This is a genomic window from Jeotgalibacillus aurantiacus (assembly GCF_020595125.1).
GTDB classification, from domain to species: domain Bacteria; phylum Bacillota; class Bacilli; order Bacillales; family Jeotgalibacillaceae; genus Jeotgalibacillus; species Jeotgalibacillus aurantiacus.
On record NZ_JACNMS010000001.1, the window covers coordinates 289544 to 314635 of the forward strand.

Sequence of the window (25092 nt, forward strand, 5' to 3'; positions counted from 1 at the left end):
TTCCTCCTCCATTAAAGCTGAAGCTGCGTTACTTCTTCGCCAGTCAGTTCACGTGTTCCACGACCTACTTTGACAGTGTAGAATTCAGGAACTAACCCTGTTTTTGCTGTGTATTCCTCTTTTACATTGGCTTTAAATGATTCAACGTGCTGATCTTCCACGATATTGACTGTGCAGCCTCCAAATCCGGCTCCTGTCATTCTCGCGCCAACCACGCCTTTTTGTTTCCATGCAGCCTCAACCATGGCATCAAGCTCAAGGCAGGATACTTCATAATCGTCACGCAGAGAAAGATGAGAGGCCTTCATCAGTTCGCCAAAAGCAAACAAATCATCCTGCTCAAGCACATCAACGGCCTTTAACGTCCGTTCATTTTCAGTCACTACGTGGCGAACGCGCTGTTTTTCTTCAGGATCTAATAATTGCTCTGCCTGGACAAGCTGACCTTCATTTAAATGACACAGTTCTTGTATTGGAAATTCCGTCTTTAGTTTCTCGAGTGCCGACTCACATACCGCTCTGCGCTCGTTGTAGGCGGAATCTGCGAGCCCGCGCTGTTTATTTGTGTTGGCAATGACAATCGAGTGATTAGGAAGATTCAGCGGGACGTAGCGGTATTCGAGCGTTTCGCAATTCAGTAAAACCGCCTGATCCGCCTCGCCGAATCCTACCGCAAACTGATCCATAATACCGCAGTTCACGCCGATAAACTGATTTTCCACCTGCTGACTCAGCTTCACAAGCTCTATGCTTGAAAGTCCGATCCCATTCATTTCATTAAGGCAGACAGCTGTCACCAGTTCAATGGATGCAGATGAGGATAACCCCGCTCCGTTAGGGATATTGCCGCAGAAATAAAATTCATACCCTTCTGACCCGATCCGGTCTGAAAGGAAGCTGATGACCCCTTTCGGATAGTTCGCCCAACTGTGTGCCGGATCGTTCACGAGCGTTGAAAGATCCGCTTCAATCACCCCTTTATCCTGAAAGTTTTTCGAGTAAAAAAGGAGTCTGGAATCAGAACGTTTTCTCACAGCTAAATACGTGCCAATCTCAAGTGCACAAGGAAGGACATGCCCACCGTTATAATCAATATGCTCGCCAATCAGGTTCACACGGCCGGGCGCAAAAAATACGCGGACCTCTTCACTGCTCCCCCCAAACTGACTGATAAACGCTTCTGTGATCGTCTTCATTCTGATCATCCTTTCTTTACCTCCCTGAACTTCCATACAGCTGACTGAAAATCTCCATAAAAATGTGTGTGTGCGGTCTTTACCGTACCGTTATAAAATGGCGGCACCTGCCAGCCTATGTTCATCAGTTCATCCCCAAAGTAAGTACGTGTATGGATGCGGCTGCCTTCCTGCCACTCAACTTCATATTCCGACTCCGGATGTAATCCGGCTAATCTGATCCTTTTCATGCTACTATTCGGCTTTGCCAGCACGCGGTAAAAAGCAACAATGGCTTCAGACTGATCTTTGCTAACCGTCATCCAGGCTGTATCGTTACTTTCAAACGGGCTGAGCAGTCGGTAAAACGTGCCAAACTGGAGTAAGCCTCTCTCACTTTTAAAACGTTCGATTTGTTTTGCAACCGCTTGCCTGTCTGCAGGATTCATTTTTTCCGGATCCAGCTCGTATCCGAATGCACCGAACATCGCCACGTGAAACCTGAAGTCAAGCGGCGTGACCCTGCCCGTCTGATGGTTCGGAACAGCTGAAACATGCGCCCCCATTGAGGAAACCGGATAAACGAGTGAAGTGCCGTATTGAATTTTCAACCGTTCAACGGCATCCGTGTTATCGCTCGTCCACGTCTGTGGCATGTAATAGAGCATTCCCGGATCAAAGCGGTTCCCACCACTTGCACACGATTCAAAAAGGACATCCGGAAATCTTGATGTAATTGCATCGAGCACCCTGTATAAACCGAGTGTATAGCGATGCAGCACCTCCCCCTGACGATCAGCAGGGAGCGAATCCGAATACACTTCTGTCAGCGTCCGGTTCATATCCCATTTCACATACGAGGCGTTCGATTCTTCCAGAACCTTGCAAATTTCTTCTATTATATAGTCCTGCACGTCCTGCTTCGTCAAATCAAGCACCATCTGGTGACGGCCGGGTGTGTGAGGCCGATGAGGAGCACGAAGGACCCACTCCGGATGCGTTTCATACAAACGGCTCTTTTCAGAGATCATCTCGGGCTCCACCCAGATCCCGAATGAGACTTTCTTTTCTCTCACTTTATCAGCCAGGCTGCCAAGACCCTCCGGCAGCTTTTTCAGGTCAGCCGTCCAGTCACCAAGTGAAGTCTTATCGTTGTTGCGTCCTTCAAACCAGCCGTCATCGAGTACAAAAAGTTCAATGCCAAGATCCGATGCGGAATCAGCAAGACTGACGAGCTTCTTTTCATCAAAGTCAAAGTAAGTGGCTTCCCAATTATTCAGTAATACCGGACGTTCCTTCGTTTTCCACGCTCCCCTGATCAGGCGATCCTGATATAAGGAATGGAAGCTCTGACTGATACCGTTTAAGCCTGATGCGGAATAGACAAGCACAGCTTCAGGCGTTTGAAAGGATTCACCAGACCCAAGTGTCCAGCTGAAGTCAAATGGATTTAACCCGATCATCAACCGCGTTGTGTCATAGGTGTCTACTTCAACACTCGCTCTGAAATTCCCGCTGTAAATGAGGTTCAGACCGATTGCTTCCCCTTCGTTTTCCGAAGTATCAGGTGAACAAAGAGCAAGAAAAGGATTGTGCCAGGAACTGCTGACTCCCTTCTTGCTGTCTATGACGTGGAGGCCCGGCTGAAGCTTCGCGCGGTTGAGATGCCGCTCGCGAATCCACGCGCCATCCAGCTGAATCCGTTCAAAGTCCGAATGAGGTAAATCGATGGAAGCACTCATCAGTCGGTTGATGCTAAATGACTCCTTACCTGTGTTCGTCAGTTCCACATGCCGTAAAATGACGTCCCGATCATGAAACACGGTGTAAGAAAGAATAAGACGGGCATTTAAAATGTCATCCTCCAGCGTGATGTTCAACGTTTCGCATTCGTCCTCCGCCTCTGCATAAACCGCAGGAAGACCTGCAAGTGAAGGTTTCCCTTTTACGATGTCATAAGCGGAAAAGGTGAAATGAGACAGCCTGGATCCGATTGATTCCGTCAATTGAAGTGCTGGTTCGCGGAAATCAGAGGTCCCGAATGAAGGATATTCCTGCCTGGTCCATTCCAGAGAAAATGAACTGTCCTTTAATGGAAAGTTGGCGTTTCCAAGCGGTTCAGCCGGTAAAGGTGCGAGACCGGAGAAATCACTCCGATCCGCTACCTTCTTTCCAAAGTACGTCTGCTCAAGCTGTCCGTTGTCCAGCAGACGGATCACATAGCTGACGTTTCTGCCCTGCAGATGAAATTGTCTTGAGTCATGAACAAATATCGGCATCGCCTGAGTCTCCTTATTTCACTGCGCTTCCAAGCATCCCTGAGATAAACTGACGCTGCAGAAGGAGGAAGAATATAATGATTGGAATCGTTGCAATGGTTACCCCGGCCATCACCTGACCATAATCGATACGCGAAAGGCCAAATAATGTTGAAAGTGCCACAGGGAACGTGTACATATCCGTTGTTGAAAGTGCGATTAACGGCCATAGGAAGCTGTTCCACTGGTACAGGAACAAGAAAATCGCAGTTGCAGCGAGTGCCGGCTTCATGGACGGAAGTACGATGCGGAAAAAGATTTTCCACTCACCCGCTCCGTCAATCCTTGCTGCTTCAATAAGTGACGTTGGAAACGCCAGCAGATTTTGTCTCATTAAGAAAATCGCAAACGGATAAGCGAGGTTTGGTAAAATAACAGCCTGATACGTATTCAGCCAATTAAGCGCCGCCATCATTTTAAACAGCGGAATGATCGTGGCGTGATACGGTACCATCATCGACAAAAGGAAAATCGTAAAGATGACATTGCGTCCAGGGAACTGGAATTTCGCAAATGCATAAGCAGCCATCGTACAGATAAACAAAGCTAAAATGGTATACGTTGTGGCAATAAATAAAGAGTTAAACATGACACGGCTAATACCGATTGACTCATCCAGGTTGCGGATATTCTCCATCAGCATGCTGCCCGGAATCAGAGTCGGAGGCTTCGAGAACATACTTCCACTCGTATTCGTTGCCCCGATCGCTGCCCAGTAAAATGGGAACAGTGACACGAGTGCACCAATGATTAACACGGCTAATAACGATACTTTTTTCATTTTGTTTTGTGTTTTCATTCCTGATCACCCGTCACTTTAAATTGGATAAATGTCATGATTGCAATAAGGATTACGATCACGTATGCAATCGTTGAAGCATAACCGAAATCAAAGAATCGGAAACCTGTCTGGTAAAGGTACATCCCGATTGTCAGCGTCGCATCACTCGGTCCACCTTTTGTTAAAACAAACGGCTCATCGAATAACTGAAGTGTTCCAATTGTTGAAAGAATCACTGTAAACAAAATAACCGGCTTTAAGTTCGGAATCGTAATCGAGAAGAACTGTCTGATTTTACTTGCGCCATCCATACTTGCTGCTTCATAAAGCTCATCTGGAATATTCTGAAGTCCTGCAAGAAAAATGACCATATTATAACCCACCCATCTCCATGTCATCGCAATGATCAGAGATGCTTTTGCCCAGAAAGGATCTGAAAGCCATGGGATACTGTCGAGTCCAATTGCTGTAATAAACTGGTTCACAACCCCGTCGTTCATCAGCATGATTGAAAAAATAATCGAGTATGCTACTAATGACGTTACTGCCGGCAGGAAAAACGATACCCGGAACACGCCTTTAAATTTCAGTAATGCTGAGTTCAAGAGATTCGCAATAATGAGTGCGAGGAAAATCATAATCGGTACTTGAATAATTAATAGGATAAAAGTGTTTTTAAGTGCAGTAATAAAAATATCATCACTGAAAAGCCGTGCGAAGTTGTCTAGTCCTGTAAACTCCATATTGCTTCCCTGTCCTGACTGAAAGCTTAAGATAAAAGAGTAGATAATCGGATAGGCCATAAAAATAGAGAATAATATAACGGCTGGTGCAACAAACATATAAGGTACTAACGTTTTTGATCTCATCTTCTACCTTCTTTCACTCGTTCATTTAAAAGAAGAAGAGATTTAGCAATGGGTCCTGCTAAATCTCTTTTCTTGTCAGTTAGTTATTGATTTCACGATCCGTCCGTTCTGCCAGACGTTCCGCTGCTGCTTTCAATGCTTCTGCAGGATCCATACCGTTAAAGGCATCAGCCTGCGCTTTAATCGCTTCATCTAAACCAAGCGCATAATCTTCTGTGTAGTAAGGTGTTTCAACGTCTGCCATCTGGTTTGCAAACAGCTCCCAGATCTTCTGTCCGCCAAAGAACTCATCTTCACTTGTGAACAGTTCTTCTTCATACGTTGAGTTCAATGATGGGAATAAACCGTAATCCTGCATCGCTACAAGCTGAACTTCAGGTGTTGTAGAGAAGTACTCAAGGAACTCATAAGCCGCTTCCTCATTTTCTCCACCAGCAGGGATCATCCAGCTTGAACCACCAAGGTTAGATGCACGGTTGCCACCTTCTTCAAATGCCGGAAGCAGGAAGACGCCCCAGTCACCTGATGAATCAGCAGCCTGATCAATGATTGTTCCGTAGTACCAAGCGCCAAACGGGATCGCCGCAACAGAATTATCAACCGTTGCTGAAACAACACCATTCCAGCCGTCTACTTCTTTAATCAGTTCAGCTTCTTCAAATTCGATCAGCTTCTCCATCGCCATAACCGCTTCATCACTTGTCAGATCAATGTTGCCATTTTCATCAAAGTAGTAAGTGCCAAGCTGATTCAGCATCATACGGAAAGTTGGATCATCCTTGAATTTATCAAGCGGCATGGCAAATGCGCCTGTTTCTTCTTTAATTTTCTTACCAGCCTCTAAGAAGTCATCCCACGTTTCGATTTCATCCGCGTTCACACCAGCCTGCTCGAACAGCCCTCTGCGGTAGAACATGCCACCCGGACCTGCATCAAACGGCATCGCATAGTATGATCCGTCTACCTGTGCAAGCTCCTGTTTAAATGATGGGAACAAATCAGCATTGTCATCAAATCCCATATCCGACAGATTCACAAATCCTTCCGGGAACGCTGTTGCGTAACCGCCAATCCGGTCATCCTCCACCAGTACGATATCCGGAAGCCCGACACCGCCTGCAGCAAGTCCTGTTGACAGCTTGTCATAAACATCAAGACGGCCCAGATCTTCTACCTGAATTTCAACATTCGGGTTTTCTTCCTGATACATTTCCATCGCATCGTTTAAAGCACCAACGTTTACGTTCCATGCCCAGGCTGTTAACGTCGTTTTTCCGCCTTCACCATCACCTGACGAGCCATTTCCACCGTCTGTTCCTGAACATCCTGCCAACATCATTGCACTTGCAGCGACTAAACCTGTTGCCGACCACCATTTCTTCATTTTTGTTCCCCCTTGTTAAAATGAATAATTTGATGCGAGCGATCTTCATCCAAGCTGCTGTGATTGTCCCTTTGAAAGAAACCGCTTACATTTGATTTTATTTTAGTAAATTTTTTTGTTAAGGTCAATATATTTTAGTAAATTAACTGAAAATTTTTTAGTAAAATAGGTGGGTGGGGTTTGTGTTGTTTTATGTATAAAAAGCCGGACCGCCCACACCCTACGCTTTCCGTGGCCGGGCGGTGAACCAGCTAATGCTTCGCATTACGCTGTTTCACCTGTCCCTTTCCGCCACAGGAGTCTTCGGGTGTGGGCGGTCCTTTGGTAGATTGTAAGTCCACTACTCTATTAGGAGTGAAAGGATGTTTGACGCGGAGGTTTTTGGTGCAACGAGTGAGAGTGGTTTCGCGACAAGTAGGGGTGTGTAATGATGGAATGGTGAACTGGAAAGAAGGAATTCATTTTTCAAAGGAGGGGATTATTTTATGGAACGAATGAATAAGCAGCGCGAGTGAGGGAATCTTTCCACAGTCACTAAGCAAGCTTTCAAAGTAAGTACAGGTACTGTTTGACGCGGTGGTTGGGTCGGGTTTTACTAAGTTCTTTTCCGCGTGAAGTAATTGATTTGATAATTTGAAGTGGTGATCTATACGCAACATGCCGGGTTATTCTGCAGACTCTCTGCGGAATAACCCGGCACGGTTTTGAGATATATTATTCCATTTCTTCAACGTCATCAAGCGTCATGGTGAAGACCCATTTGTGGTTGGATTCGGGTGGGATTTTTGAGACTTTGTCGATTTTTTCTGCGACATAGACATCGTCGTAAATGCCGGTGCAGGGCTCGAGTGCAAAGTTGTAGTCTCCCTGGAACCCGCCGTGTGTTTTCCAGACGCCAAGGTAAGGAACTTTTTCAGGATCGAAGGTGTAGACGAGTTTCCGTCCGAGGTCTTCCTGAACGGTACGGCACCAGCCCTGTTTCAGCCGGTTGAGAAAATAAAACTTTTCGACTGTTTCAGCTTCAATCGGTTCCATTCTCGACAGGTCGAGCTGTTCTCCTGTGCCCTTTGAGGTTGTGACGGGATAAGGATGATGCGTTCCCCACTCTCCAAGGTGCTTTGTGCCTTTTTCAACGGTGATGACCTCTGTGCAGTCATCCGGTACTTCAATTTTTGTATGCTCGTTCATGTTAAGGAGCGCATGAGGTGTCCAGATATATGAAAATGGTGCTTCGCCAGTATTTTCTGCCTTATAACGGAACTCGAGTCCGTCTTTCAGCAGCGTGACGGTTTTCTCAAGCTTATACGGAAATACCGGGCTTTCCACACTCATGGTGATCCACGTTTCCCCTTTAGCGATGACCTGCCAAGGCATCGCCCATACTTCCCCGTGATCCGGTACGATTTTTCCGTTTAAAGGGTGCGGCCCTTTATCAATACCGGGAAACATTTCGTCAAAGCCGCTCGGCGTGTAATCGCTGAAGCTGGCACCGTAATGAGGCAGTTTCAGTTCATCAAGATGCGACTGATAAAGCCATTCATAGTCTGCTTTTTTATCGTAAAGGCTGGCAAGCTTCCCGCCGAAATCCGGTAAAATGACGGCTTTTAGCACATCGTTTTCCAAGATTAATGCCTCGATCCCTTTGAATGATGCTGTCATACTTTTTCACCCCGCACGGAAGATAACTGATTGGTAAAGCGTTTAAATGCCTGCAATCCTTCCTCTGATTGCTTGAATACGCCTGCATGACTGAGCACGGTTGCAAAAATCTCACCGACACGCTGCTTTAATACGCCCTCAACATTTGATGTGTTTATCTGCTTTTCAGTTGCCAGTGCCTTCGCCCACGCTGCATGCTTCGCTGTGCGCTCATCTGTATCGATCGAATCAAGATTACCTGAAGCTAAATAACCGCCAAGTACGGCAAGCTCTTCCTTCAGTCTGCCTGGCAGAACGGCAAGTCCCATGACCTCAATGAGTCCGATATTTTCTTTTTTAATCGCATGAACCTCTTCGTGAGGATGGAACAATCCTAGCGGATGCTCATCAGTTGTCCTGTTATTGCGCAGAACTAGATCCAGTTCAAACCGATCCCTATTCATCCGGGCAATCGGAGTAATTGTGTTATGTTTTTCTCCTGCTGACTCCGCCAGGACATCAGCTTCAGGATCCGAATATTGCTTCCATTGATTTAAAATAAACCCACCTGCTTCTGCAAGCTGCTTACGATCTTTAGAACGTAAGCGAAGCACTGACATCGGCCACTTCACGATTTCGGCCTCAACCTCGTCAAAGCCGCTCAGCTCAAAGCTGTAGATTGATTCCGCTTTTGCCATCGGAAATGTATGCCGTCCCCCCTGGAAATGGTCGTGACTTAAAATAGAACCTCCAACGATTGGCAGATCTGCATTAGAGCCCACGAAGTAATGCGGGAACTGTTCAACGAAAGCAAGCAGTCTTTCAAACCCTTCCTTTGACACCTTCATCGGGCGGTGATCTTCGGAAAACACGATCGCATGCTCGTTGTAATAAACGTATGGAGAGTATTGAAAAAACCATGGCTCCCCATTTAGATTCAGGTCAATAATCCGGTGATTATGCCGGGCAGGGTGATTGACTCTCCCTGCATAGCCCTCGTTTTCCTTGCACAATAAACAGAGCGGGTAGTTCACCGTTTTGGCATTTCGCTCTGCCGCAATCGTTTTCGGGTCCTTTTCAGGTTTTGAGAGATTGATCGTGATTTCAAGCTGACCAAATTCAGTTTTGCTGTACCAGTGCTCATTTTTCGCAATTCGGTCCATCCGGATATAGTTACTGTCTTTAGAAAGCTGATAGAAATAATCCGTAGCCTGCCCGGGATGCTTCTGATAATGAGTGGAGAATGTCTGACGAACCTCAGACGGACGGGGCATCAGACAATCCATTAAGGCTGCATCAAGCTGATCTTCATCATTCAATGTTTCTAGACCAAGCTCCTCCTGCTGCTTTGCCAGGTCAATGATCTGTCGAAGAATTGGCACCGCAGAATCCAGTTTTTCATCAGGTGCTCCCGGTTGATCCGTGCTGTCTTTTTGGAGCACATTTAACATTCGGTTTCTCGTGTAATCTTTATCCTCAGGCTGAATGAGCGCTTTTTGAATCCCAAATTGCAGGAGACGCTCAATCTGAAGATCCATTGTCATGATGTATGTCCCCCTCTGCCCTGACCATATCCATCCGGATGCTTCTGAAACCAGTTCCAGGCGGTCTCGATGATTTTTTCCATATCCGTATAGACAGGCTTCCAGCCAAGTTCACGCTGTGCTTTTTCAGAAGAAGCAATCAATACTGCAGGATCCCCTGCGCGTCTTGCTTCCACTTTCGCAGGAATCGGATGTCCCGTTACAGCACGGGCTGCTTTAATGACTTCCTTCACACTGAATCCGCTGCCGTTTCCAAGATTATAGGTATTACTCTGTCCAGTCTGCGCGATCTTTTCAAGTGCCAGCAAATGAGCGTCCACCAAATCTGAAACGTGAATATAATCACGAATACAAGTACCATCCTCTGTCTTGTAATCATCTCCAAATATCTTAATTTCATCACGCTTGCCAAGCGCCACCTGTAAAATAATCGGAATGAGATGCGTTTCGGGATTGTGGTCTTCACCCACGAACCCTTCATGATCCGCACCGGCCACATTGAAATAACGGAGTACCGCATATTTCAGTCCATATGCCTGGTCCGCCCACTTCAGCATTTTTTCCACCGCAAGTTTGGATTCCCCGTAAGGATTTGTCGGCTCAGTCCGGTCTGTCTCCTTGATCGGCACAGATTCCGGTTCACCGTAGGCAGCCGCTGTTGAAGAAAAGACGATTTTTTTAACATTGTATTTATTCATCGCCGTCAGCAGGCTAAGTGTCCCGCCAACATTGTTATCAAAGTATTTAAATGGGTTCTCCATGCTTTCTCCGACAAGTGAATTCGCCGCAAAATGGATTACCGCGTCAATATCATGAGTTGTAAAAACGTGATCCAGAAACGCAGCATCTTTCAGGTCACCCTGGTAAAAAGGAACACCGTTTTGAAGTGATCTCTGATGACCGGTCTGCAGGCTGTCCACCACAACCACTTCTTTATTTAAACGCTGTAAGGCTAAAACAGCATGACTTCCGATATAACCGGCACCGCCCGTTACTAAAATCGCCAATACAAACACTCCTTTTCACTAGATATTTTACTAAAAGTTTACTACTTAATTTCGTAAAAATCCACCCTGTTTTGAAAACGCTTTAATTTTGTGGTTATACTTAGTTATCATACCACGAGTGCCTGAGTCGAAAGGAGCCGTTATGGCGAAATACTCACTTAACATCATTCCCTATCATCCATCCCATGCCAGTGAAACCGTTCAGATGTGGCGAGACAGCAAAGAAAGAGCGATTCATCAGGGGGAACGCCACTCATTTGAGGATCAGATTCATTTTTTGAATCATATCTTGTCCAGGGATTACACAGTAGAGCTTGCTATATTAAACAATCAGGTTGCAGGCATAATTGCTTACAATAAAAATGAAATCAGCCAGCTTTATATTCATCAGGATCATCAGGGAAAAGGGATTGGGGAGAAGCTTCTGAACCGTGCTAAAAACAATTCCTCCGGTGAACTTTCACTTTATACATTTGAAATAAATACCAAGGCGCAGGAATTTTATCATAAACATGGTTTTGAGGTCATCGAGAGAAGTTCTGACAATGAAGAAAACCTTCCTGATTTATTATTAAAATGGCAGAGAGAAACCGGCTGATCCATGACCAGCCGGTTTCTAGCCTTGTACCATTCTCATGGCAAGACCAATTAATATACTCCCTCCAATCACTTCACTAAATCTTCCTGCCGTAAGTGTTACAACCTGACCAAGAGCAAGTCCTATCCGGGTCAAAAGAAAGGCTGCAATGCCAAACGGAAGGACAGCTGTCCAATCCTGAATATTGGTCAAGCCAAGCGTAATGCCAACAGAAAGGCTGTCCAGGCTGACTGCAAATGAAAACGCGACCCAATTTATTATGGACATAGGCGGGACTTCTTCCGACCGCTTTTTAAATCCTGCAAAAATCATCTGAAATCCAATTAAAGTCATCAGAACCACACCAATCCAATTAACAGCCTCCAATAGGTGACTGCCGATCAGCATACCGCTTAGTGGCAGGATAATATGTAACAACCCCGTCAACACACTGACCCCCCATTTCACAAACGGCGAGAGCTTTCGAGAACCGACAGCGATCCCTGCTGAGAAAGCATCCATTCCGAGAGCCAGGGCAAGTAAAATCGTAAATTCCAACAAGAGACCCCCTCTGATTATGTCATCTTAGTTTATGTAAAACAGAGCAGGTGTATGTTCAGTTTGTGAAGAGACTTGGGCCATCGTGTGAGGTTCGCGGGATTTTTGTATAGGTTCGAAGAATTTGCATAAAGGTTCAAAAGATTTTAGAAGACCTTCGAAAAGTTCTATCCTTTTTTCGGAACATTTCATATCAATATCGTAAAGTAGGGACTATTAGCTTATCTTTTAATGACGCCACACTAAAACCCGGAAAGCACTTCACCTTCCGGGTTTCTTCATAGGAATTCTTTTTTAATCCAGCCATTTCTGCCCGGCTGCTTTTTCAAGACGGTTCATAATGGCTTGAGCGATCCCCTGAGGAGGGTACGTTTCAGCTAAAATCACGTCTGCGTCTGTATCATCAAATGAGCGGATGCCGCCGTAAAGCTGTCTGGCCACCTCATCCAGTTGATGCCTCGAGCCACAAATACGCACAAAATCGGCCGAGAGATCCTCAGCCGTTTCACGTGTGACGAGTACACCAACTTTTTTCCCTTCATCCCGAAGTATGTTGATCTGCTTTTGCATGGAGGTCGAGTCTCTGACAAGAAACATCGGGGCAGTTGGGGCATAATGCGTATATTTCATACCCGGCGAGCGTGGCGAATCCTCTTTTTTCAAAGATGGGTCCAGATCCACTTTACCAATACATTGCTCGATTTCTTCTTTTGATACACCGCCTGGACGGAGAATCATCGGTGGTGTCACTGTACAATCTATCACAGTGGATTCCAGTCCGACACCGGTTTCGCCACCATCCACGATCCCTGCAACCTTTCCGGTCAAGTCTCTGGCAACATGGTCTGCTGTCGTCGGACTCGGCTTTCCACTCGTATTGGCACTTGGCGCAGCAAGCGGCTTCCCGGCTAAACGGATTAGGTTAAGCGCAACCGGATGATTAGGCATTCGAATGCCGACAGAGTTAAGGTCAGCGGTCACCAGACTGGAAAACACGCCTTCTTTTTTTCTAAAAATGATCGTTAAAGGCCCAGGCCAGAAAGCTTTCATCAGCTTCCGCTCCACATCTGTAATTTCAGCAACCAGACGATCCAGCTCGCCCACAGACGATACGTGCACAATCAGCGGATTATCTGATGGACGACCCTTTGCTTCAAAAATTCCCTTTACAGCTGCATCACTTGTTGCATCTGCTCCAAGTCCGTAAACGGTTTCAGTCGGAAAGGCAACGACATGGCCACGCTGTAAAAAATGAGCCGCTTCTTGAATCTGTGGATAACTTATTTTTTCATCCACACCACTATCCACAGTCCATCGTTTTGTCTCCATGCGAATCACCTCTCATATTAATATTTCTTTATGATTCTATTTTTTTCGACATATTGATTTATCAACATTCTAATCTCATTATTAGTATATTATATTGAATTTAAATAATAGATAACATTTTTTATCCACAAATTGTGCATAACTTTTACTGATTTGTGCACAAGTATGTGAATAAATCCAGTTATCCACTACTTTTCAGTTAAGCGGTTCCATGTCCCGGACACCCAATTGAGGATAAATGATTCCACCTTAATATCTTTATTCGACAGACTTTTTTCTGGGGATAAGTCCGATTCACACGCACTCTCTTCCTCCGATTTCTTTTCATCCACAAGCAGGATTTGTCCGCACAGATCAGGAAACAGCGCACACCACCAGTTCGCACCTTCAGCCTCACCAATTTTCACGACCAGCGTCTGAAACGTCTGACCATCCGGGAAAGTGTGCGGCTCAAACGAAACTTCCAATTCATCCGTTCCACCTATTTCATATAATGCATCCCGGTACTCCTCCTCAAGAACATTGACTTCCTTCTGGAGGAATTCGGTCATCCCTATTTTAGTAAGCTTCTGATTTCCAAATCGCCGCTTTAAATCAGCTGTCACCTCGTAAAAAAGGGCCTGCTTGACTTCCTGATCATATATGGAGTCGCTATGTCCAATCACACGAAGACGTACATCTTCTTCGGAAGCATGTGCCTTAATCACGACTGTAAAAGATAAAATGATTACAAGAATAATGGTTTTATAAAGCATGTTGATTCCTCCACAATGTTTGTTAACAGCATTGTGGACGAATTTTTCATGTTTTAAACGTGAAGCTCACAAAAAACCATTCTATCTTTTCCATTTATATCAAAAATCACTTCCGTTTTCCCCTGTGGAAAAGCGTTTCGAAGCATGTCAGCTACGATTTCCCCCTGGCCTGCGCCTACCTCAAATCCGATCAGGCCAGGCACGTTCATTAATCCCGGCAGCTGTTCACACATTTTACGGTACAGGACCAGACCATTTTCATCCGCAAATAACGCTTGATGAGGTTCGTGATCCGTTACGACATCTGACATCGTCTTCAGGTCATCATAGGGGATGTAAGGAGGGTTTGATAAAAGAATATCTATTTTAAGATCTTTAACCGGCTCTAACAAGTCTCCCTGCAAAAACGCTACATCTGCTCCTAATCTGTCTGCATTTCGTTTTGCTGTCTTCAGCGCCGCTTGTGAAAGGTCCGTTGCCGTCACCTTCCATGATGGACGTTCAAGCTTTAATGTCGTTGCGATCGCACTGCTGCCTGTGCCGATATCCACAGCCACAAGAGACTGATCATTTTCAAAAAGACGATCAGCTTTGTTCAGCGCATGGTAAATCAGTTCTTCGGTCTCAGGCCTCGGAATGAGCACATCCCCGTTGACCTCAAAGGAACGCCCGTAAAATTCCTCGTAGCCGATAATATGCTGAACAGGGATCCCATTTTTATGATCCTCAACCGCCTGCTGAAATTTTTTGAACGTTTCATCCGGGAGTTCTTCCCGCATTTCCGCAAAAAAAGCGGAACGGCTCAGACGTGTGACATGTCTGAGCAGCAATTCCGCCGCGTGCCCCTCACGATCATGCTCCTCTAAATAAGAAGAAGCCCATTGAAGGGCCTCATACAGTTTATAGCGAGTCGCCATTATTCATAGACTCCATTTTAGCGGATTGCTCTTCCATAATGAGCGCATTAATGACTTCATCCATTTTACCCTGCAAAATCTGATCGAGCTTCTGGATCGTCAGGCCGATTCGGTGATCCGTCACCCGGTTTTGAGGAAAGTTATACGTACGGATACGTTCAGAACGATCTCCCGTTCCTACCGCAGATTTACGCACTGCATCATATTCTGCCTGCGCTTCCTGCTGGAACTTGTCATAAATACGGGCACGCAGAATTTTCATCGCTTTTTCTTTATTTTTAATCTGCGATTTTTCATCCTGCATGGAAACCGTAACCCCTGTCGGTAAATGCGTCAGACGAACAGCAGACATCGTTGTATTAACCGACTGTCCACCCGGTCCACTCGACGCAAACGTATCAACGCGGATATCTTTCTCGTTAATATCCACTTCCACTTCTTCCACCTCAGGAAGACACGCAACCGTTGCCGTGGACGTGTGAATACGTCCTCCTGATTCTGTCTCAGGAACACGCTGAACGCGGTGCGCGCCATTTTCATATTTCATCTTGGAGTAAGCACCCGTTCCGTTGATCATAAACGTAATTTCTTTATAACCGCCAACACCTGTCGTGCTCGCATCCATCACTTCAATTTTCCAGCCTTGAGATTCTGCATAACGGCTGTACATACGGTAAAGGTCACCAGCAAACAGCGCCGCTTCATCTCCACCAGCAGCACCGCGAACTTCCATGATAACGTTTTTATCATCATTTGGATCCTTAGGCAGTAACAGAATGCGCAGTCGCTCTTCAAGCTCTTCAAGCTCAGCAGAAAGCTCATTTACTTCCTCTTTCACCATGTCGCGCATGTCAGAATCAAGCTTTTCATTGAGCATTTCCTTGGCATCTTTATGCTGCTCAGACACCTCTTTATAACGGCGGTACGCTTCAACCGTTGGCGTCAGATCAGACTGCTCCTTAGAATACTCACGCAGCTTTTTTGTATCATTGACGATCTCAGGATCACTTAGTAATTCATTTAATTTATCATAACGGTCTTCTACCGCTTGTAAACGATCAAACATGATTCTTCACCTCTTTAGATAGTATATCCGATGGATGGCGGTTGGACAATTATTTCCTAGGATGCGTTTTCCTTAAAAAACGGGCGGGACATGAGGTTGTCCCACCCGTTTAGGTTGAAATTTTCTAAAAACCGTGCCGGGACATTCCTACGCTTTCCGTGGCCGGGCGGTGAACCCGCCTGCGCTTCGCACAGTCGGTTTCACCTGTCCCTTTCCGCCACAGGAGTCTTCGGAATGTCCCGGCACTTTGTGGTACTTTCCCGCCTATTGAAATGATAAAAAGGGTAATGATGTTAACTAAGAACACTCTCTTTTGAAGCTACAAAAGAAGAGAGCTTTTAGCCTTCTTTACCGTTTATCACTCTTCACCAACCGTTACACCAGTTGGTACTTCGTGGTGGTGGCGGCAGCGTGGTTCGTAGGCTTCGGATGCGCCGACTAAAATGATCGGGTCATCATAGCCTGCCGGGCGGCCTTCGATCAGGCGCTGTGTTCGGCTTGCCGGTGAACCGCATACTGCACAAACAGCCTGAAGCTTCGTGACCTGTTCCGCCAAAGCCATCAGATGAGGCATCGGACCAAACGGCTCACCTCTGAAATCCTGATCAAGTCCCGCTGTTACGACACGGAATCCTTTATCTGCAAGGGTTGTAACCACTTCGATAATGCCTTCATCAAAAAACTGCACTTCATCAATGGCAATTAAATCTGCTTCCTCTGTGACCTGGTCAAGGATTTCACTTGAGTGTTCAACCGGCAGTGCAATAACGGATGCCCCGTTGTGGGAAACAATTGCTTCTTCACTGTAACGGTCATCGAGTTTCGGTTTAAATACAAGAATATGCTGACGGGCAAATTGCGCTCGTCTGACTCTCCGGATTAACTCTTCTGATTTTCCGGAAAACATACTTCCGCAAATCACTTCCACCCATCCCGTCTGTTTCATTACATACACGTTCCATTCAGCTCCTTCGATTCGTTTCGACCGCTTCTTTTATGTACCTGATACATAAATTAAGAGAAATTTTACTGATTTAGGGGATGCTGATTTTTTTCAGCGTTTTACGATAAAAAAGAAAAGAATGCCCCGCTTTGTGCTGCGGATCATCCTGCAGACTTGTGTATATCCAGCTGTTTTTCGATTAAACAGCATTGAAGTTCAGTGTCATATATCGCTTAAAGACATGACTTTAGTTTATGAAAAAAAACGTTCCAATTCAAGAGCGTTTCGACTGATTTCGATGTACTATTCCCTCTGACGCCTGATTTTAACCGTAAAAAAACAGGCAAGAAAAATTTTCTCGCCTGTTTTGATTTACGATTAAACGACTTACTTAAGGCCGTATTTCTTGTTGAAGCGATCAACACGACCGTCCGCAGCAGCGAACTTCTGACGTCCTGTGTAGAATGGGTGACACTCAGAGCAAACCTCTACGCGAATGTCTTCCTTTACAGAACCTGTTTCAAATTCATTACCGCAAGTACAAGTAACCTTTGCGACTTTGTAATTTGGATGAATTTCAGCTTTCATCTCTGTCATCTCCTTCCGCCCTGAACCATCTGGAACAGAGTAAGTATTTACTATACTAGCATGCCGCCAGTGATCTTTCAAGCACACTGCTTACATTATAACAGTGATGATTTGAGGTGACAATATGATTTTGAAAAAGAATCAGGTATGTTGGTGAACAGTCGAGCTGGCGGTAGTGAGATCTCGGGGAGCGGCGGGGATGGGACTTATTCCACTAAACTCACGAACTTTCCCGCAACCTCACGAACTTCGGGGCTAACCTCACATACCCGCCGCCTATCCTCACGAACTTCGATGATGAACTGACGAATTCCACCTGTAAACTCACGAATCTCCGTACCGCCACATTAAAAAACGGTCCTCTTCTTAAAGAAGAGAACCGTTTCAAATATGATTAAGATTTATTTCTCGCGTTGCTGCCTGCCTTCATTTCGTCGGTCAGGTTTTGGAAAAACTCATCATTTGTCTTCGTCTGGCGAATTTTACGGATGAGGCGCTCGCCGAAATCATGAGAGTCAGAAAGCGCGCGGCGGATCGCCCATAGCTTGTCCAGATGATCTTTCGGTACAAGCAGCTCTTCTTTACGCGTGCCGCTTCGGCGTACATCAATCGCAGGGAAGATGCGGCGTTCTGCAAGGTTGCGATCAAGATGCAGCTCCATGTTACCTGTTCCTTTAAATTCTTCATAGATGACTTCATCCATTCGGGATCCTGTATCAACAAGTGCTGTTGCCAGGATCGTTAAGCTGCCGCCTTCTTCGATATTACGCGCCGCTCCGAAAAAGCGCTTTGGACGGTGGAAGGCCGCAGGGTCAATACCACCCGACAGTGTACGGCCACTTGGCGGGATTACCAGGTTATAGGCACGGGCAAGACGTGTGATACTATCCATCAGGATGATGACGTCACGCTTATGCTCAACGAGTCGCATCGCACGCTCTAATACAAGCTCTGCCACCTTAATATGGTTTTCAGGCACTTCGTCAAATGTAGAGCTGACTACATCCGCCTGCACCGAACGTTCGATATCTGTTACTTCTTCCGGACGCTCATCGATCAGCAGCACGATCAGTTCAGCTTCCGGGTGATTCGTTGTGACAGAGTTTGCGATTTCCTTAAGCAGCATCGTTTTCCCTGCTTTTGGCGGCGCAACGATCAAACCACGCTGTCCGAAACCAACCGGTGATACTAAATCCATGATTCGCGTTGACAGCTGACGCGGCTGGTTTTCAAGCTTAATCTGGCGGTCAGGATATAAAGGAGTCAGTGCAGGGAAATGCACGCGCTCTTTAGACGTTTCCGGATCTTCACCGTTTACTGCTTCAACGTGCAGAAGTCCGAAGTAACGTTCATTTTCTTTTGGAGGACGCACTTTTCCTGACACCTTATCACCGTTTCGAAGATCAAATCGGCGGATCTGGGAAGCTGAAATATAAATATCCTCTGAGCTTGGAGAGTAATTAATCGGGCGGAGGAATCCAAAGCCTTCTGATTGAATGATCTCAAGAACGCCTTCCATAAAGAAATAGCCTTCCTGTTCAGCACGCGATTTCAGGATGGCAAAAATCAGTTCCTTTTTTGTCAGCTTGCTGTAATAGGAAACCCGGTACTGCTTGGCAAGTTCATATAAATCTTTCAATTTCATATTGTCGAGTGACGACATTTTTAACTCTTCCATAAAGACACCACACTTCTTTTATTTTTACATATAAAAAATTCGTTATGTTTGTCCGAGCATTATTTCATACACACATAGTTGATTGTAGCGGAAGGCGGCGACTCCAGCGGGATAAAGCGGGACAGGTGAGACCCTGAAGATGCGAAGCATCGAAGGGGCTCACCGCCCGCCCCGCGGAAAGCGTCCGCCTGCAGCGGAAATCAACGGCATTTAGAAATAATAATGCTTAGTTAGGTCTTCAGCGGATCATTCTATTGATGATAGTTCGGCAAGGAAATCAGATTTGTAGATATAATAGAGGCTGTCTAGCTGAAGTCATTCATCATTCTACTCTTATTGAGTAAGACAATCAATATTAAAAAAGAAAAGGCTCTGGAAAAATGGTCATTGACTGGATCCAGAGCCGGTTTAATCAGGCTTAGGGCCGGATTACGATTTCATGACAAGGTTCGGTTTTTTCTTCAGACTGTGCGTTCCTTCGATAAAGCGAACGGTTCCTGATTTCGCACGCATAACAAGAGAATGTGTCTCTCCGTAGGTGGCTTTGAACTGAACGCCTTTTAGAAGTTCGCCGTCTGTTACACCGGTTGCTGCGAAAATGGCATCATCTCCGCGTACGAGATCTTCCATCAGCAGCACTTTGTTCACGTCGATATTCATTTTTCTGCAGCGTTCGATTTCTTCGTCGTTTTGCGGAAGCAGTCGTCCCTGGATTTCACCGCCGAGGCATTTCAATCCGACAGCTGCAATCACGCCTTCAGGTGCACCACCTGATCCGAACAGAATATCGACACCGGTTGCATCAAATGCCGTGTTAATGGCACCGGCTACGTCCCCGTCATTAATCAGTTTGATTCTGGCTCCCGCGCTTCGAAGTTCTTCGATAATTTTCGCATGGCGTTCACGATTCAAAACGGTTGCCACTACGTCTTCGACATCCTTATTTTTCGCTTTAGCAACGGCTTTCAGGTTGTCCAGAACAGAAGCATTGATATCAATACATCCGACCGCTTCAGGTCCAACAGCAATTTTGTCCATGTACATATCAGGTGCGTTCAGAAGATTTCCATGGTCCGCAACCGCTAATACTGCGAGTGCATTCCAGCCGCCTGATGCGACAATATTTGTCCCTTCAAGCGGATCCACTGCCACATCAAGACGGGGACCATATCCGGTTCCAAGCTTTTCACCGATATAAAGCATCGGCGCTTCGTCCATTTCCCCTTCACCGATCACAACAGTCCCTTTCATAGGAATTGTATCAAATACGTCACGCATCGCTGTTGTCGCAGCATCGTCCGCTTCGTTTTTCAGACCTCTTCCCATCCATCTTGCTGATGCCAGCGCGGCTGCTTCGGTTACACGTACAAGTTCCATCGATAAACTGCGTTCCATTCTGCCCAACTCCTCACGATTTCATTGTCGGGAATAAGTATAACACATTGAATCGTGATTATGACATACTATTTAAAAAATCAGGCGTTTTTAACCTGTTCCAGCTCTTCTTCTGTCATGGCTTCCCGCCAGATATTAGCACCGAGTCCCGTCAGCTTTTCGATCAAATCACTGTAACCGCGGTCGATATGCTCAAGCCCTGTAACTTCAGTAATCCCATCCGCCATCAGTCCGGCAATGACGAGGGCTGCCCCAGCACGAAGGTCAGAAGCTTTTACTCTTGCTCCCTGGAGGTTGGACGGTCCGTACACAATTGCAGAGCGACCCTCTGTTTTAATATTTGCATTCATCCGCTTTAATTCGTCAATATGCTTGAAACGGGCAGAGTAAATCGTATCTGTAACCATAGCCGTACCTTGAATTTTCGTCATAAGAGACGTCATTGGCTGCTGTAGATCCGTTGGAAATCCAGGGTAGACAAGTGTCTTAATATCAATGGACTGCAGTGTATCTGCTTTACCAATGTGAATTTCTTCATCCCCGACTTCAATCGGAACGCCCATTTCACGCATTTTGGCGATCAGTGATTCCATATGAAGGGGAATGACATTTTCAATGGTGACACCATGACCGGCTGCTGCTCCGAGAATCATGTATGTACCGGCTTCAATGCGATCCGGAATGATCGTGTGGCGCGTACCTTTCAGTTCATCAACACCATCGATGCGGATCACGTTCGTTCCCGCTCCCTTGATTTTCGCTCCCATATTCGTCAGTAACGTTGCCACATCAATGATTTCAGGCTCTTTTGCGGCATTCTCAATAATCGTCTGGCCTTTGGCACGGACAGCGGCAAGCATGATATTAATCGTTGCACCAACACTTACAACATCAAGGTAAATGCGTGCTCCGGTTAATTCATCTGCACGAAGATAAAGCGCACCCTGTTCGTTTGTTACTTTCGCACCGAGCGCTTCAAAGCCTTTAATGTGCTGATCTATCGGGCGTGGTCCAAGGTGACAGCCACCTGGCAGGCCAATAGCCGCTTTTTTAAACTTCCCAAGCATTGCACCCATCAGATAATAAGAGGCACGCAGTTTTTTCACACGTCCATTTGGTAATGGCATCGCAACCATGTTCTCAGGGTTCACGTACATCTCACCATCATCAAATGACACGTCGCCACCAATTTCCTCAAGCAGTTCCTTCAGCGTCTGAACATCTGAAATATCAGGTAATCCTTCAATAACTGTTGGCGTATCTGCTAAAATCGTAGCGGGAATCAGTGCCACTGCACTGTTTTTGGCACCGCTGACTTTGATTGTTCCTGAAAGAGGGCGTCCTCCTTCGATTTTGAGTTTTTCCATGTTGTAAGAGCTCCTTCCGCTTGATCAGTGAGTTCTTTTTCTTAGTATGTCTACTCCTGATCGAATCATGTGAAGGAAGCCGGAATTCCTTTGTATCGTTTTATCGATTGTTCCAATCATTCAAAAAGGCTTCGATTCCTGCTTCCGTTAATGGGTGATTATACATTTGCTTCAATACCTTCATTGGACAAGTGGCAATGTGCGCACCATTCAGTGCAGCCTGTGTGACGTGCTGCGGATGGCGGATCGATGCTGCGATGATTTCAGAGTCAATGCCGTGAAGTGCAAAAATCTCAGAAATCGTACTGATCAATTCCATTCCGTCATGACCAATATCATCAAGTCTTCCTAAAAACGGTGATACATATGATGCGCCTGCACGCGCTGCTAAAAGTGCCTGGTTCGCACTGAAAACAAGCGTTACATTCGTTTTAATGCCTTCTTTTGCAAAAGCGGACGTTGCTTTTAAGCCGTCCGGCGTCATTGGAACCTTAACCGTAATATTCGGTGCGATTGCAGCCAGCTCTTTCCCTTCACGAATCATTCCTTCTGCATCAAGTGAAATGACTTCTGCACTGACAGATCCATCTACAAGAGACGTAATCTCCTTCAGACGATCGTGAAATGAAATGTTTTCTTTCGCGACAAGCGACGGATTTGTTGTTACTCCGCTTAAAATGCCCCAGCTGTGTGCTTCTTTAATTTCTTCCATGTTAGCTGTATCGATAAAAAATTTCATCTTAACCCATCCTTTCTCTACTCTAATTCTTACTATTTACTGTACCTCGTCCGGACCCTCTAACCGGATTAAGGCATATTTCAAAATGAAACAAGCGCTTACATCGTTTGCAAAAAAGCTGACTCAAAAAACGTTGGACCGCGATGCAAACTGCAAAGCGGCCTGTCTGTTTATGAGTCAGCCCTCTTTTCAAACGACTCAATTTCTACCCCTCTGAAACTAAGTGTTTAAATCGTTATTATGCTTGGTTTGAAGAACCAAACTCACGCATTTTGCCAATAACCGTGTTCTTAATGGCTTCACGTGCTGGTCCTAAGTATTTACGCGGATCATATACTTCGCTGTCTGCAGCCAGTACTTCACGTACTACTTTCGCAGAAGCGATCTGATTTTCCGTGTTTACATTGATTTTAGCTGTTCCGTAAGAAATCGCTTTTTGGATATCTTTCGTCGGAATGCCTGTACCACCGTGAAGAACGATTGGTACACCTGTTTCGCGGCCGATCTGCTCCATTTCAACGAATCCAAGGTTTGGTTCACCTTTGTAAGGACCGTGAACAGAACCAAGTGCCGGCGCAAGCGTATCAATACCTGTACGCTCAACAAGCTCTTTACATTCCTTTGGATCAGCATAGATAACGCCGTCTGCTACTACGTCATCTTCCTGACCGCCGACAACGCCAAGTTCTGCTTCTACAGAAACACCTTTTGAATGTGCGTATTCAACTACGCGTGAAGTTACTTCCACGTTTTCTTCAAAAGGACCGTGTGAAGCATCAATCATAACAGATGTAAAGCCTGCATCAATCGCCTCTTTACATTTTTCATAGCTTGAACCGTGATCAAGGTGAATTGCCACTGGTACTGTGATGTTTAAGTCTTCAAGAAGACCTTCAACCATTTTCACAACCGTTTTAAATCCGCTCATGTAGCGTGCCGCACCTTCAGAAACACCAAGAATAACAGGTGATTTCTCTTCTTCAGCTGCCTGAAGAATCGCCTGTGTAAACTCAAGGTTATTCAGGTTGAACTGGCCTACTGCATAGCCCCCATCCTTTGCTTTGTTCAGCATGTCTGTCATTGATACTAATGGCATAATCGTTTTCCTCCTTAAAATGAATGGTTATTAACGCTCGCCTTTTTCAAGTTTACGTCAAAACCATTACTCTTCACAACCATTTTCCATAGTATCATATCAAACACTGAGCGATTTGACCATGCAGGAGCCCTATGTTTCTTAAATGTACATAAAAACAGGACCGGACACATCTTCATTCCTAACGGGCAACTTAATCGATTACCCGCGAACGCTACGCGTGTACAGTCCAACCTTCAATAACGATCAGGCATAACCCCTTACCCGACCTGAACATATGATCTTACGACTTTTCGAATATCCTCAATATCAAATGGTTTGGCAATATGAGTCAGTGCACCCATCCGCTTCGCTTCCTTGATCATATCCAATTCACCATAAGCCGTCATAATAATGACCCTGATATCTTCACGAATTTCCTTCATCCGTCTCAAAATCTCAATTCCATCCATCCCGGGAATCTTCATATCCAGCAGGACTAAATCAGGTTCTTCCTCAAGAAGTGCTAATGCCTCTGGTCCATTCGCAGCCTGAAACGTCTTATATCCCTCTTTATAAAGAACCTCATTCAGAAGAATCCGGATGCCGAACTGATCATCGACAATCAAAATTTTCTCATCCATTCTTACACCTCTTCATCAAAAGTATCCCAGTCAATTTTTGAACTCTCCCTCTGTATTATGGTACATTCAACACAAGTTGTACAGAATCCTCTTAAAGATTTTTACAGAATTTGTTTACAAGATTCGACAAACCCTTTAGGGGTATGGAAAGGCTTGATATGGATGTTAAAAATGTTTACAACACAGCTGACCGGCCTATTCGGGCGGCTGCATAGCAAGGAAGAAAACGAAATCGAAAACGCAGCACGCCTGCTCGCTCAGGCAAACGTCGGAGCAGGATCCATTTACGTTGCAGGCTTCGGTGAAATGGAAGGCGTCACAGCAGAAGCGCTCCGCGGCGAAGAACCTTTGACTGGCGCACGCGAACTTACCGGCGTTACTGAACTGACAACCGCTGACCGCGTACTGCTCGTAACCCGCCGCTCCACAGACCCGCAAGCGCTTAAGCTGGCGGCAGAACTCCAGTCACACGACATTCCTTTTGTGGTAATTGCAGGTAAAGTGAAGGACGCTGAAAACGATCTGGCTGTCTCAGCCGATTCATTCCTGAACACCCAAACCGTCCGCGGCATGCTGCCCGACGAAACTGGCGGACGCTTCGGATTCCCATCTCTGATGGCCGCACTGTATTTGTACCACGGCGTGAAGTTTGTGGTGGAAGAGATTTTGGAAGAATATTGAGCGGGACCCCTGCTGATGCAGGGGTTTTTTGTGGAGTGGGGCTGTATCAACGCGAGCCGGTCGC

The 25092-nt window shown here is 45.8% G+C and carries 23 protein-coding genes; 2 read left to right on the forward strand and 21 right to left on the reverse strand.

The features are described 5' to 3' along the window. Positions 1–11: 11 nt before the first annotated feature. The 8 genes from H7968_RS01365 to galE form a co-directional block, all read right to left on the reverse strand. On the reverse strand, positions 12–1205 hold the full coding sequence (locus tag H7968_RS01365; protein ID WP_227394462.1) for a galactokinase: 1194 nt from the start codon (positions 1203–1205) through the stop codon (positions 12–14). Continuing rightward, positions 1202–3454 (reverse strand): alpha-galactosidase, encoded by a 2253-nt coding sequence (locus H7968_RS01370; protein ID WP_227394463.1) that lies wholly within the window; start codon positions 3452–3454, stop codon positions 1202–1204. Before H7968_RS01370 ends, H7968_RS01365 begins: the two co-directional genes overlap by 4 nt. Positions 3455–3467: 13 nt before the next feature. Next, a complete protein-coding gene (locus H7968_RS01375; RefSeq protein ID WP_406566353.1) occupies positions 3468–4274 on the reverse strand; it encodes a carbohydrate ABC transporter permease in 807 nt (268 codons plus the stop codon). A gap of 14 nt (positions 4275–4288) precedes the next feature. Then, complete coding sequence (locus tag H7968_RS01380) at positions 4289–5143, reverse strand: carbohydrate ABC transporter permease (protein ID WP_227394465.1); 855 nt, start codon at positions 5141–5143, stop codon at positions 4289–4291. Between the two features lie 79 nt (positions 5144–5222). Further along, positions 5223–6527: an ABC transporter substrate-binding protein gene (locus tag H7968_RS01385; RefSeq protein ID WP_227394466.1), complete on the reverse strand. Its 1305-nt coding sequence runs from the start codon at positions 6525–6527 to the stop codon at positions 5223–5225. 714 nt (positions 6528–7241) lie between these two features. Then, positions 7242–8186: an aldose epimerase family protein gene (locus tag H7968_RS01390; protein ID WP_227394467.1), complete on the reverse strand. Its 945-nt coding sequence runs from the start codon at positions 8184–8186 to the stop codon at positions 7242–7244. Continuing rightward, positions 8183–9709 carry a UDP-glucose--hexose-1-phosphate uridylyltransferase gene (gene galT, locus H7968_RS01395; protein ID WP_227394468.1) on the reverse strand — a complete coding sequence of 509 codons (1527 nt, stop codon included), beginning with the start codon at positions 9707–9709 and terminating at the stop codon, positions 8183–8185. Before galT ends, H7968_RS01390 begins: the two co-directional genes overlap by 4 nt. Beyond that, positions 9706–10716: a UDP-glucose 4-epimerase GalE gene (gene galE, locus H7968_RS01400; protein WP_227394469.1), complete on the reverse strand. Its 1011-nt coding sequence runs from the start codon at positions 10714–10716 to the stop codon at positions 9706–9708. Before galE ends, galT begins: the two co-directional genes overlap by 4 nt. Before the next feature lie 142 nt (positions 10717–10858). On the opposite strand from galE, the gene H7968_RS01405 reads away from it, so the two are divergent. After that, a complete protein-coding gene (locus tag H7968_RS01405; RefSeq protein WP_227394470.1) occupies positions 10859–11314 on the forward strand; it encodes a GNAT family N-acetyltransferase in 456 nt (151 codons plus the stop codon). Between the two features lie 18 nt (positions 11315–11332). Here H7968_RS01405 and H7968_RS01410 read toward each other — a convergent pair whose 3' ends face one another. From H7968_RS01410 to H7968_RS01470, 13 genes are all read right to left on the reverse strand, one after another. Continuing rightward, positions 11333–11851 carry a manganese efflux pump MntP gene (locus tag H7968_RS01410; RefSeq protein WP_227394471.1) on the reverse strand — a complete coding sequence of 173 codons (519 nt, stop codon included), beginning with the start codon at positions 11849–11851 and terminating at the stop codon, positions 11333–11335. Between the two features lie 294 nt (positions 11852–12145). Next, positions 12146–13180, reverse strand: coding sequence for an L-threonylcarbamoyladenylate synthase (locus H7968_RS01415; RefSeq protein ID WP_227394472.1), 1035 nt, complete (start codon positions 13178–13180; stop codon positions 12146–12148). Between the two features lie 188 nt (positions 13181–13368). Continuing rightward, positions 13369–13935: a stage II sporulation protein R gene (locus H7968_RS01420; RefSeq protein ID WP_227394473.1), complete on the reverse strand. Its 567-nt coding sequence runs from the start codon at positions 13933–13935 to the stop codon at positions 13369–13371. 53 nt (positions 13936–13988) lie between these two features. Beyond that, positions 13989–14852, reverse strand: a complete 864-nt coding sequence (gene prmC, locus H7968_RS01425; protein WP_227394474.1) for a peptide chain release factor N(5)-glutamine methyltransferase — start codon at positions 14850–14852, stop codon at positions 13989–13991. Continuing rightward, positions 14836–15918 carry a peptide chain release factor 1 gene (gene prfA, locus H7968_RS01430; RefSeq protein WP_227394475.1) on the reverse strand — a complete coding sequence of 361 codons (1083 nt, stop codon included), beginning with the start codon at positions 15916–15918 and terminating at the stop codon, positions 14836–14838. Before prfA ends, prmC begins: the two co-directional genes overlap by 17 nt. Before the next feature lie 358 nt (positions 15919–16276). Continuing rightward, positions 16277–16873 carry a thymidine kinase gene (locus tag H7968_RS01435; RefSeq protein WP_134375438.1) on the reverse strand — a complete coding sequence of 199 codons (597 nt, stop codon included), beginning with the start codon at positions 16871–16873 and terminating at the stop codon, positions 16277–16279. 375 nt (positions 16874–17248) lie between these two features. Then, positions 17249–17449, reverse strand: a complete 201-nt coding sequence (rpmE, locus tag H7968_RS01440) for a 50S ribosomal protein L31 (protein ID WP_227394476.1) — start codon at positions 17447–17449, stop codon at positions 17249–17251. A gap of 394 nt (positions 17450–17843) precedes the next feature. Next, positions 17844–19127, reverse strand: a complete 1284-nt coding sequence (gene rho, locus H7968_RS01445) for a transcription termination factor Rho (protein ID WP_227394477.1) — start codon at positions 19125–19127, stop codon at positions 17844–17846. 429 nt (positions 19128–19556) lie between these two features. Next, complete coding sequence (gene glpX, locus H7968_RS01450) at positions 19557–20522, reverse strand: class II fructose-bisphosphatase (protein WP_134375432.1); 966 nt, start codon at positions 20520–20522, stop codon at positions 19557–19559. Between the two features lie 80 nt (positions 20523–20602). Further along, positions 20603–21889: a UDP-N-acetylglucosamine 1-carboxyvinyltransferase gene (locus tag H7968_RS01455; protein WP_227394478.1), complete on the reverse strand. Its 1287-nt coding sequence runs from the start codon at positions 21887–21889 to the stop codon at positions 20603–20605. A gap of 100 nt (positions 21890–21989) precedes the next feature. After that, the gene (fsa, locus tag H7968_RS01460) at positions 21990–22628 is read right to left on the reverse strand and encodes a fructose-6-phosphate aldolase (RefSeq protein WP_227394479.1); all 639 of its coding nucleotides are present in this window, start codon (positions 22626–22628) and stop codon (positions 21990–21992) included. A gap of 238 nt (positions 22629–22866) precedes the next feature. Further along, positions 22867–23724 (reverse strand): class II fructose-bisphosphate aldolase, encoded by an 858-nt coding sequence (locus tag H7968_RS01465; RefSeq protein WP_227394480.1) that lies wholly within the window; start codon positions 23722–23724, stop codon positions 22867–22869. 260 nt (positions 23725–23984) lie between these two features. Continuing rightward, complete coding sequence (locus H7968_RS01470; RefSeq protein ID WP_227394481.1) at positions 23985–24347, reverse strand: response regulator; 363 nt, start codon at positions 24345–24347, stop codon at positions 23985–23987. A 171-nt stretch (positions 24348–24518) separates the two neighbouring features. Between H7968_RS01470 and H7968_RS01475 the strand changes: the two genes are divergently transcribed. Then, the gene (locus H7968_RS01475) at positions 24519–25028 is read left to right on the forward strand and encodes a DUF2529 family protein (protein WP_319799473.1); all 510 of its coding nucleotides are present in this window, start codon (positions 24519–24521) and stop codon (positions 25026–25028) included. The last annotated feature ends 64 nt before the right edge of the window (positions 25029–25092 follow it).

Excerpts from the sequence above, each read along its gene's own strand:
- rpmE (WP_227394476.1), bottom strand. The coding sequence starts at position 17,449 with ATGAAAGCTGAAATTCATCCAAATTACAAAGTCGCAAAGGTTACTTGT.
- H7968_RS01375 (WP_406566353.1), bottom strand. The coding sequence starts at position 4,274 with ATGAAAAAAGTATCGTTATTAGCCGTGTTAATCATTGGTGCACTCGTG.
- rho (WP_227394477.1), bottom strand. The coding sequence starts at position 19,127 with ATGGAAGAGTTAAAAATGTCGTCACTCGACAATATGAAATTGAAAGAT.
- prfA (WP_227394475.1), bottom strand. The coding sequence starts at position 15,918 with ATGTTTGATCGTTTACAAGCGGTAGAAGACCGTTATGATAAATTAAAT.
- H7968_RS01475 (WP_319799473.1), top strand. The coding sequence starts at position 24,519 with ATGTTTACAACACAGCTGACCGGCCTATTCGGGCGGCTGCATAGCAAG.
- H7968_RS01390 (WP_227394467.1), bottom strand. The coding sequence starts at position 8,186 with ATGACAGCATCATTCAAAGGGATCGAGGCATTAATCTTGGAAAACGAT.
- H7968_RS01380 (WP_227394465.1), bottom strand. The coding sequence starts at position 5,143 with ATGAGATCAAAAACGTTAGTACCTTATATGTTTGTTGCACCAGCCGTT.
- H7968_RS01455 (WP_227394478.1), bottom strand. The coding sequence starts at position 21,889 with ATGGAAAAACTCAAAATCGAAGGAGGACGCCCTCTTTCAGGAACAATC.
- H7968_RS01470 (WP_227394481.1), bottom strand. The coding sequence starts at position 24,347 with ATGGATGAGAAAATTTTGATTGTCGATGATCAGTTCGGCATCCGGATT.
- H7968_RS01415 (WP_227394472.1), bottom strand. The coding sequence starts at position 13,180 with ATGGAGACAAAACGATGGACTGTGGATAGTGGTGTGGATGAAAAAATA.
- H7968_RS01420 (WP_227394473.1), bottom strand. The coding sequence starts at position 13,935 with ATGCTTTATAAAACCATTATTCTTGTAATCATTTTATCTTTTACAGTC.
- H7968_RS01385 (WP_227394466.1), bottom strand. The coding sequence starts at position 6,527 with ATGAAGAAATGGTGGTCGGCAACAGGTTTAGTCGCTGCAAGTGCAATG.
- glpX (WP_134375432.1), bottom strand. The coding sequence starts at position 20,522 with ATGGAACGCAGTTTATCGATGGAACTTGTACGTGTAACCGAAGCAGCC.
- H7968_RS01405 (WP_227394470.1), top strand. The coding sequence starts at position 10,859 with ATGGCGAAATACTCACTTAACATCATTCCCTATCATCCATCCCATGCC.
- galT (WP_227394468.1), bottom strand. The coding sequence starts at position 9,709 with ATGACAATGGATCTTCAGATTGAGCGTCTCCTGCAATTTGGGATTCAA.
- prmC (WP_227394474.1), bottom strand. The coding sequence starts at position 14,852 with ATGGCGACTCGCTATAAACTGTATGAGGCCCTTCAATGGGCTTCTTCT.
- H7968_RS01465 (WP_227394480.1), bottom strand. The coding sequence starts at position 23,724 with ATGCCATTAGTATCAATGACAGACATGCTGAACAAAGCAAAGGATGGG.
- H7968_RS01365 (WP_227394462.1), bottom strand. The coding sequence starts at position 1,205 with ATGATCAGAATGAAGACGATCACAGAAGCGTTTATCAGTCAGTTTGGG.
- H7968_RS01370 (WP_227394463.1), bottom strand. The coding sequence starts at position 3,454 with ATGCCGATATTTGTTCATGACTCAAGACAATTTCATCTGCAGGGCAGA.
- fsa (WP_227394479.1), bottom strand. The coding sequence starts at position 22,628 with ATGAAATTTTTTATCGATACAGCTAACATGGAAGAAATTAAAGAAGCA.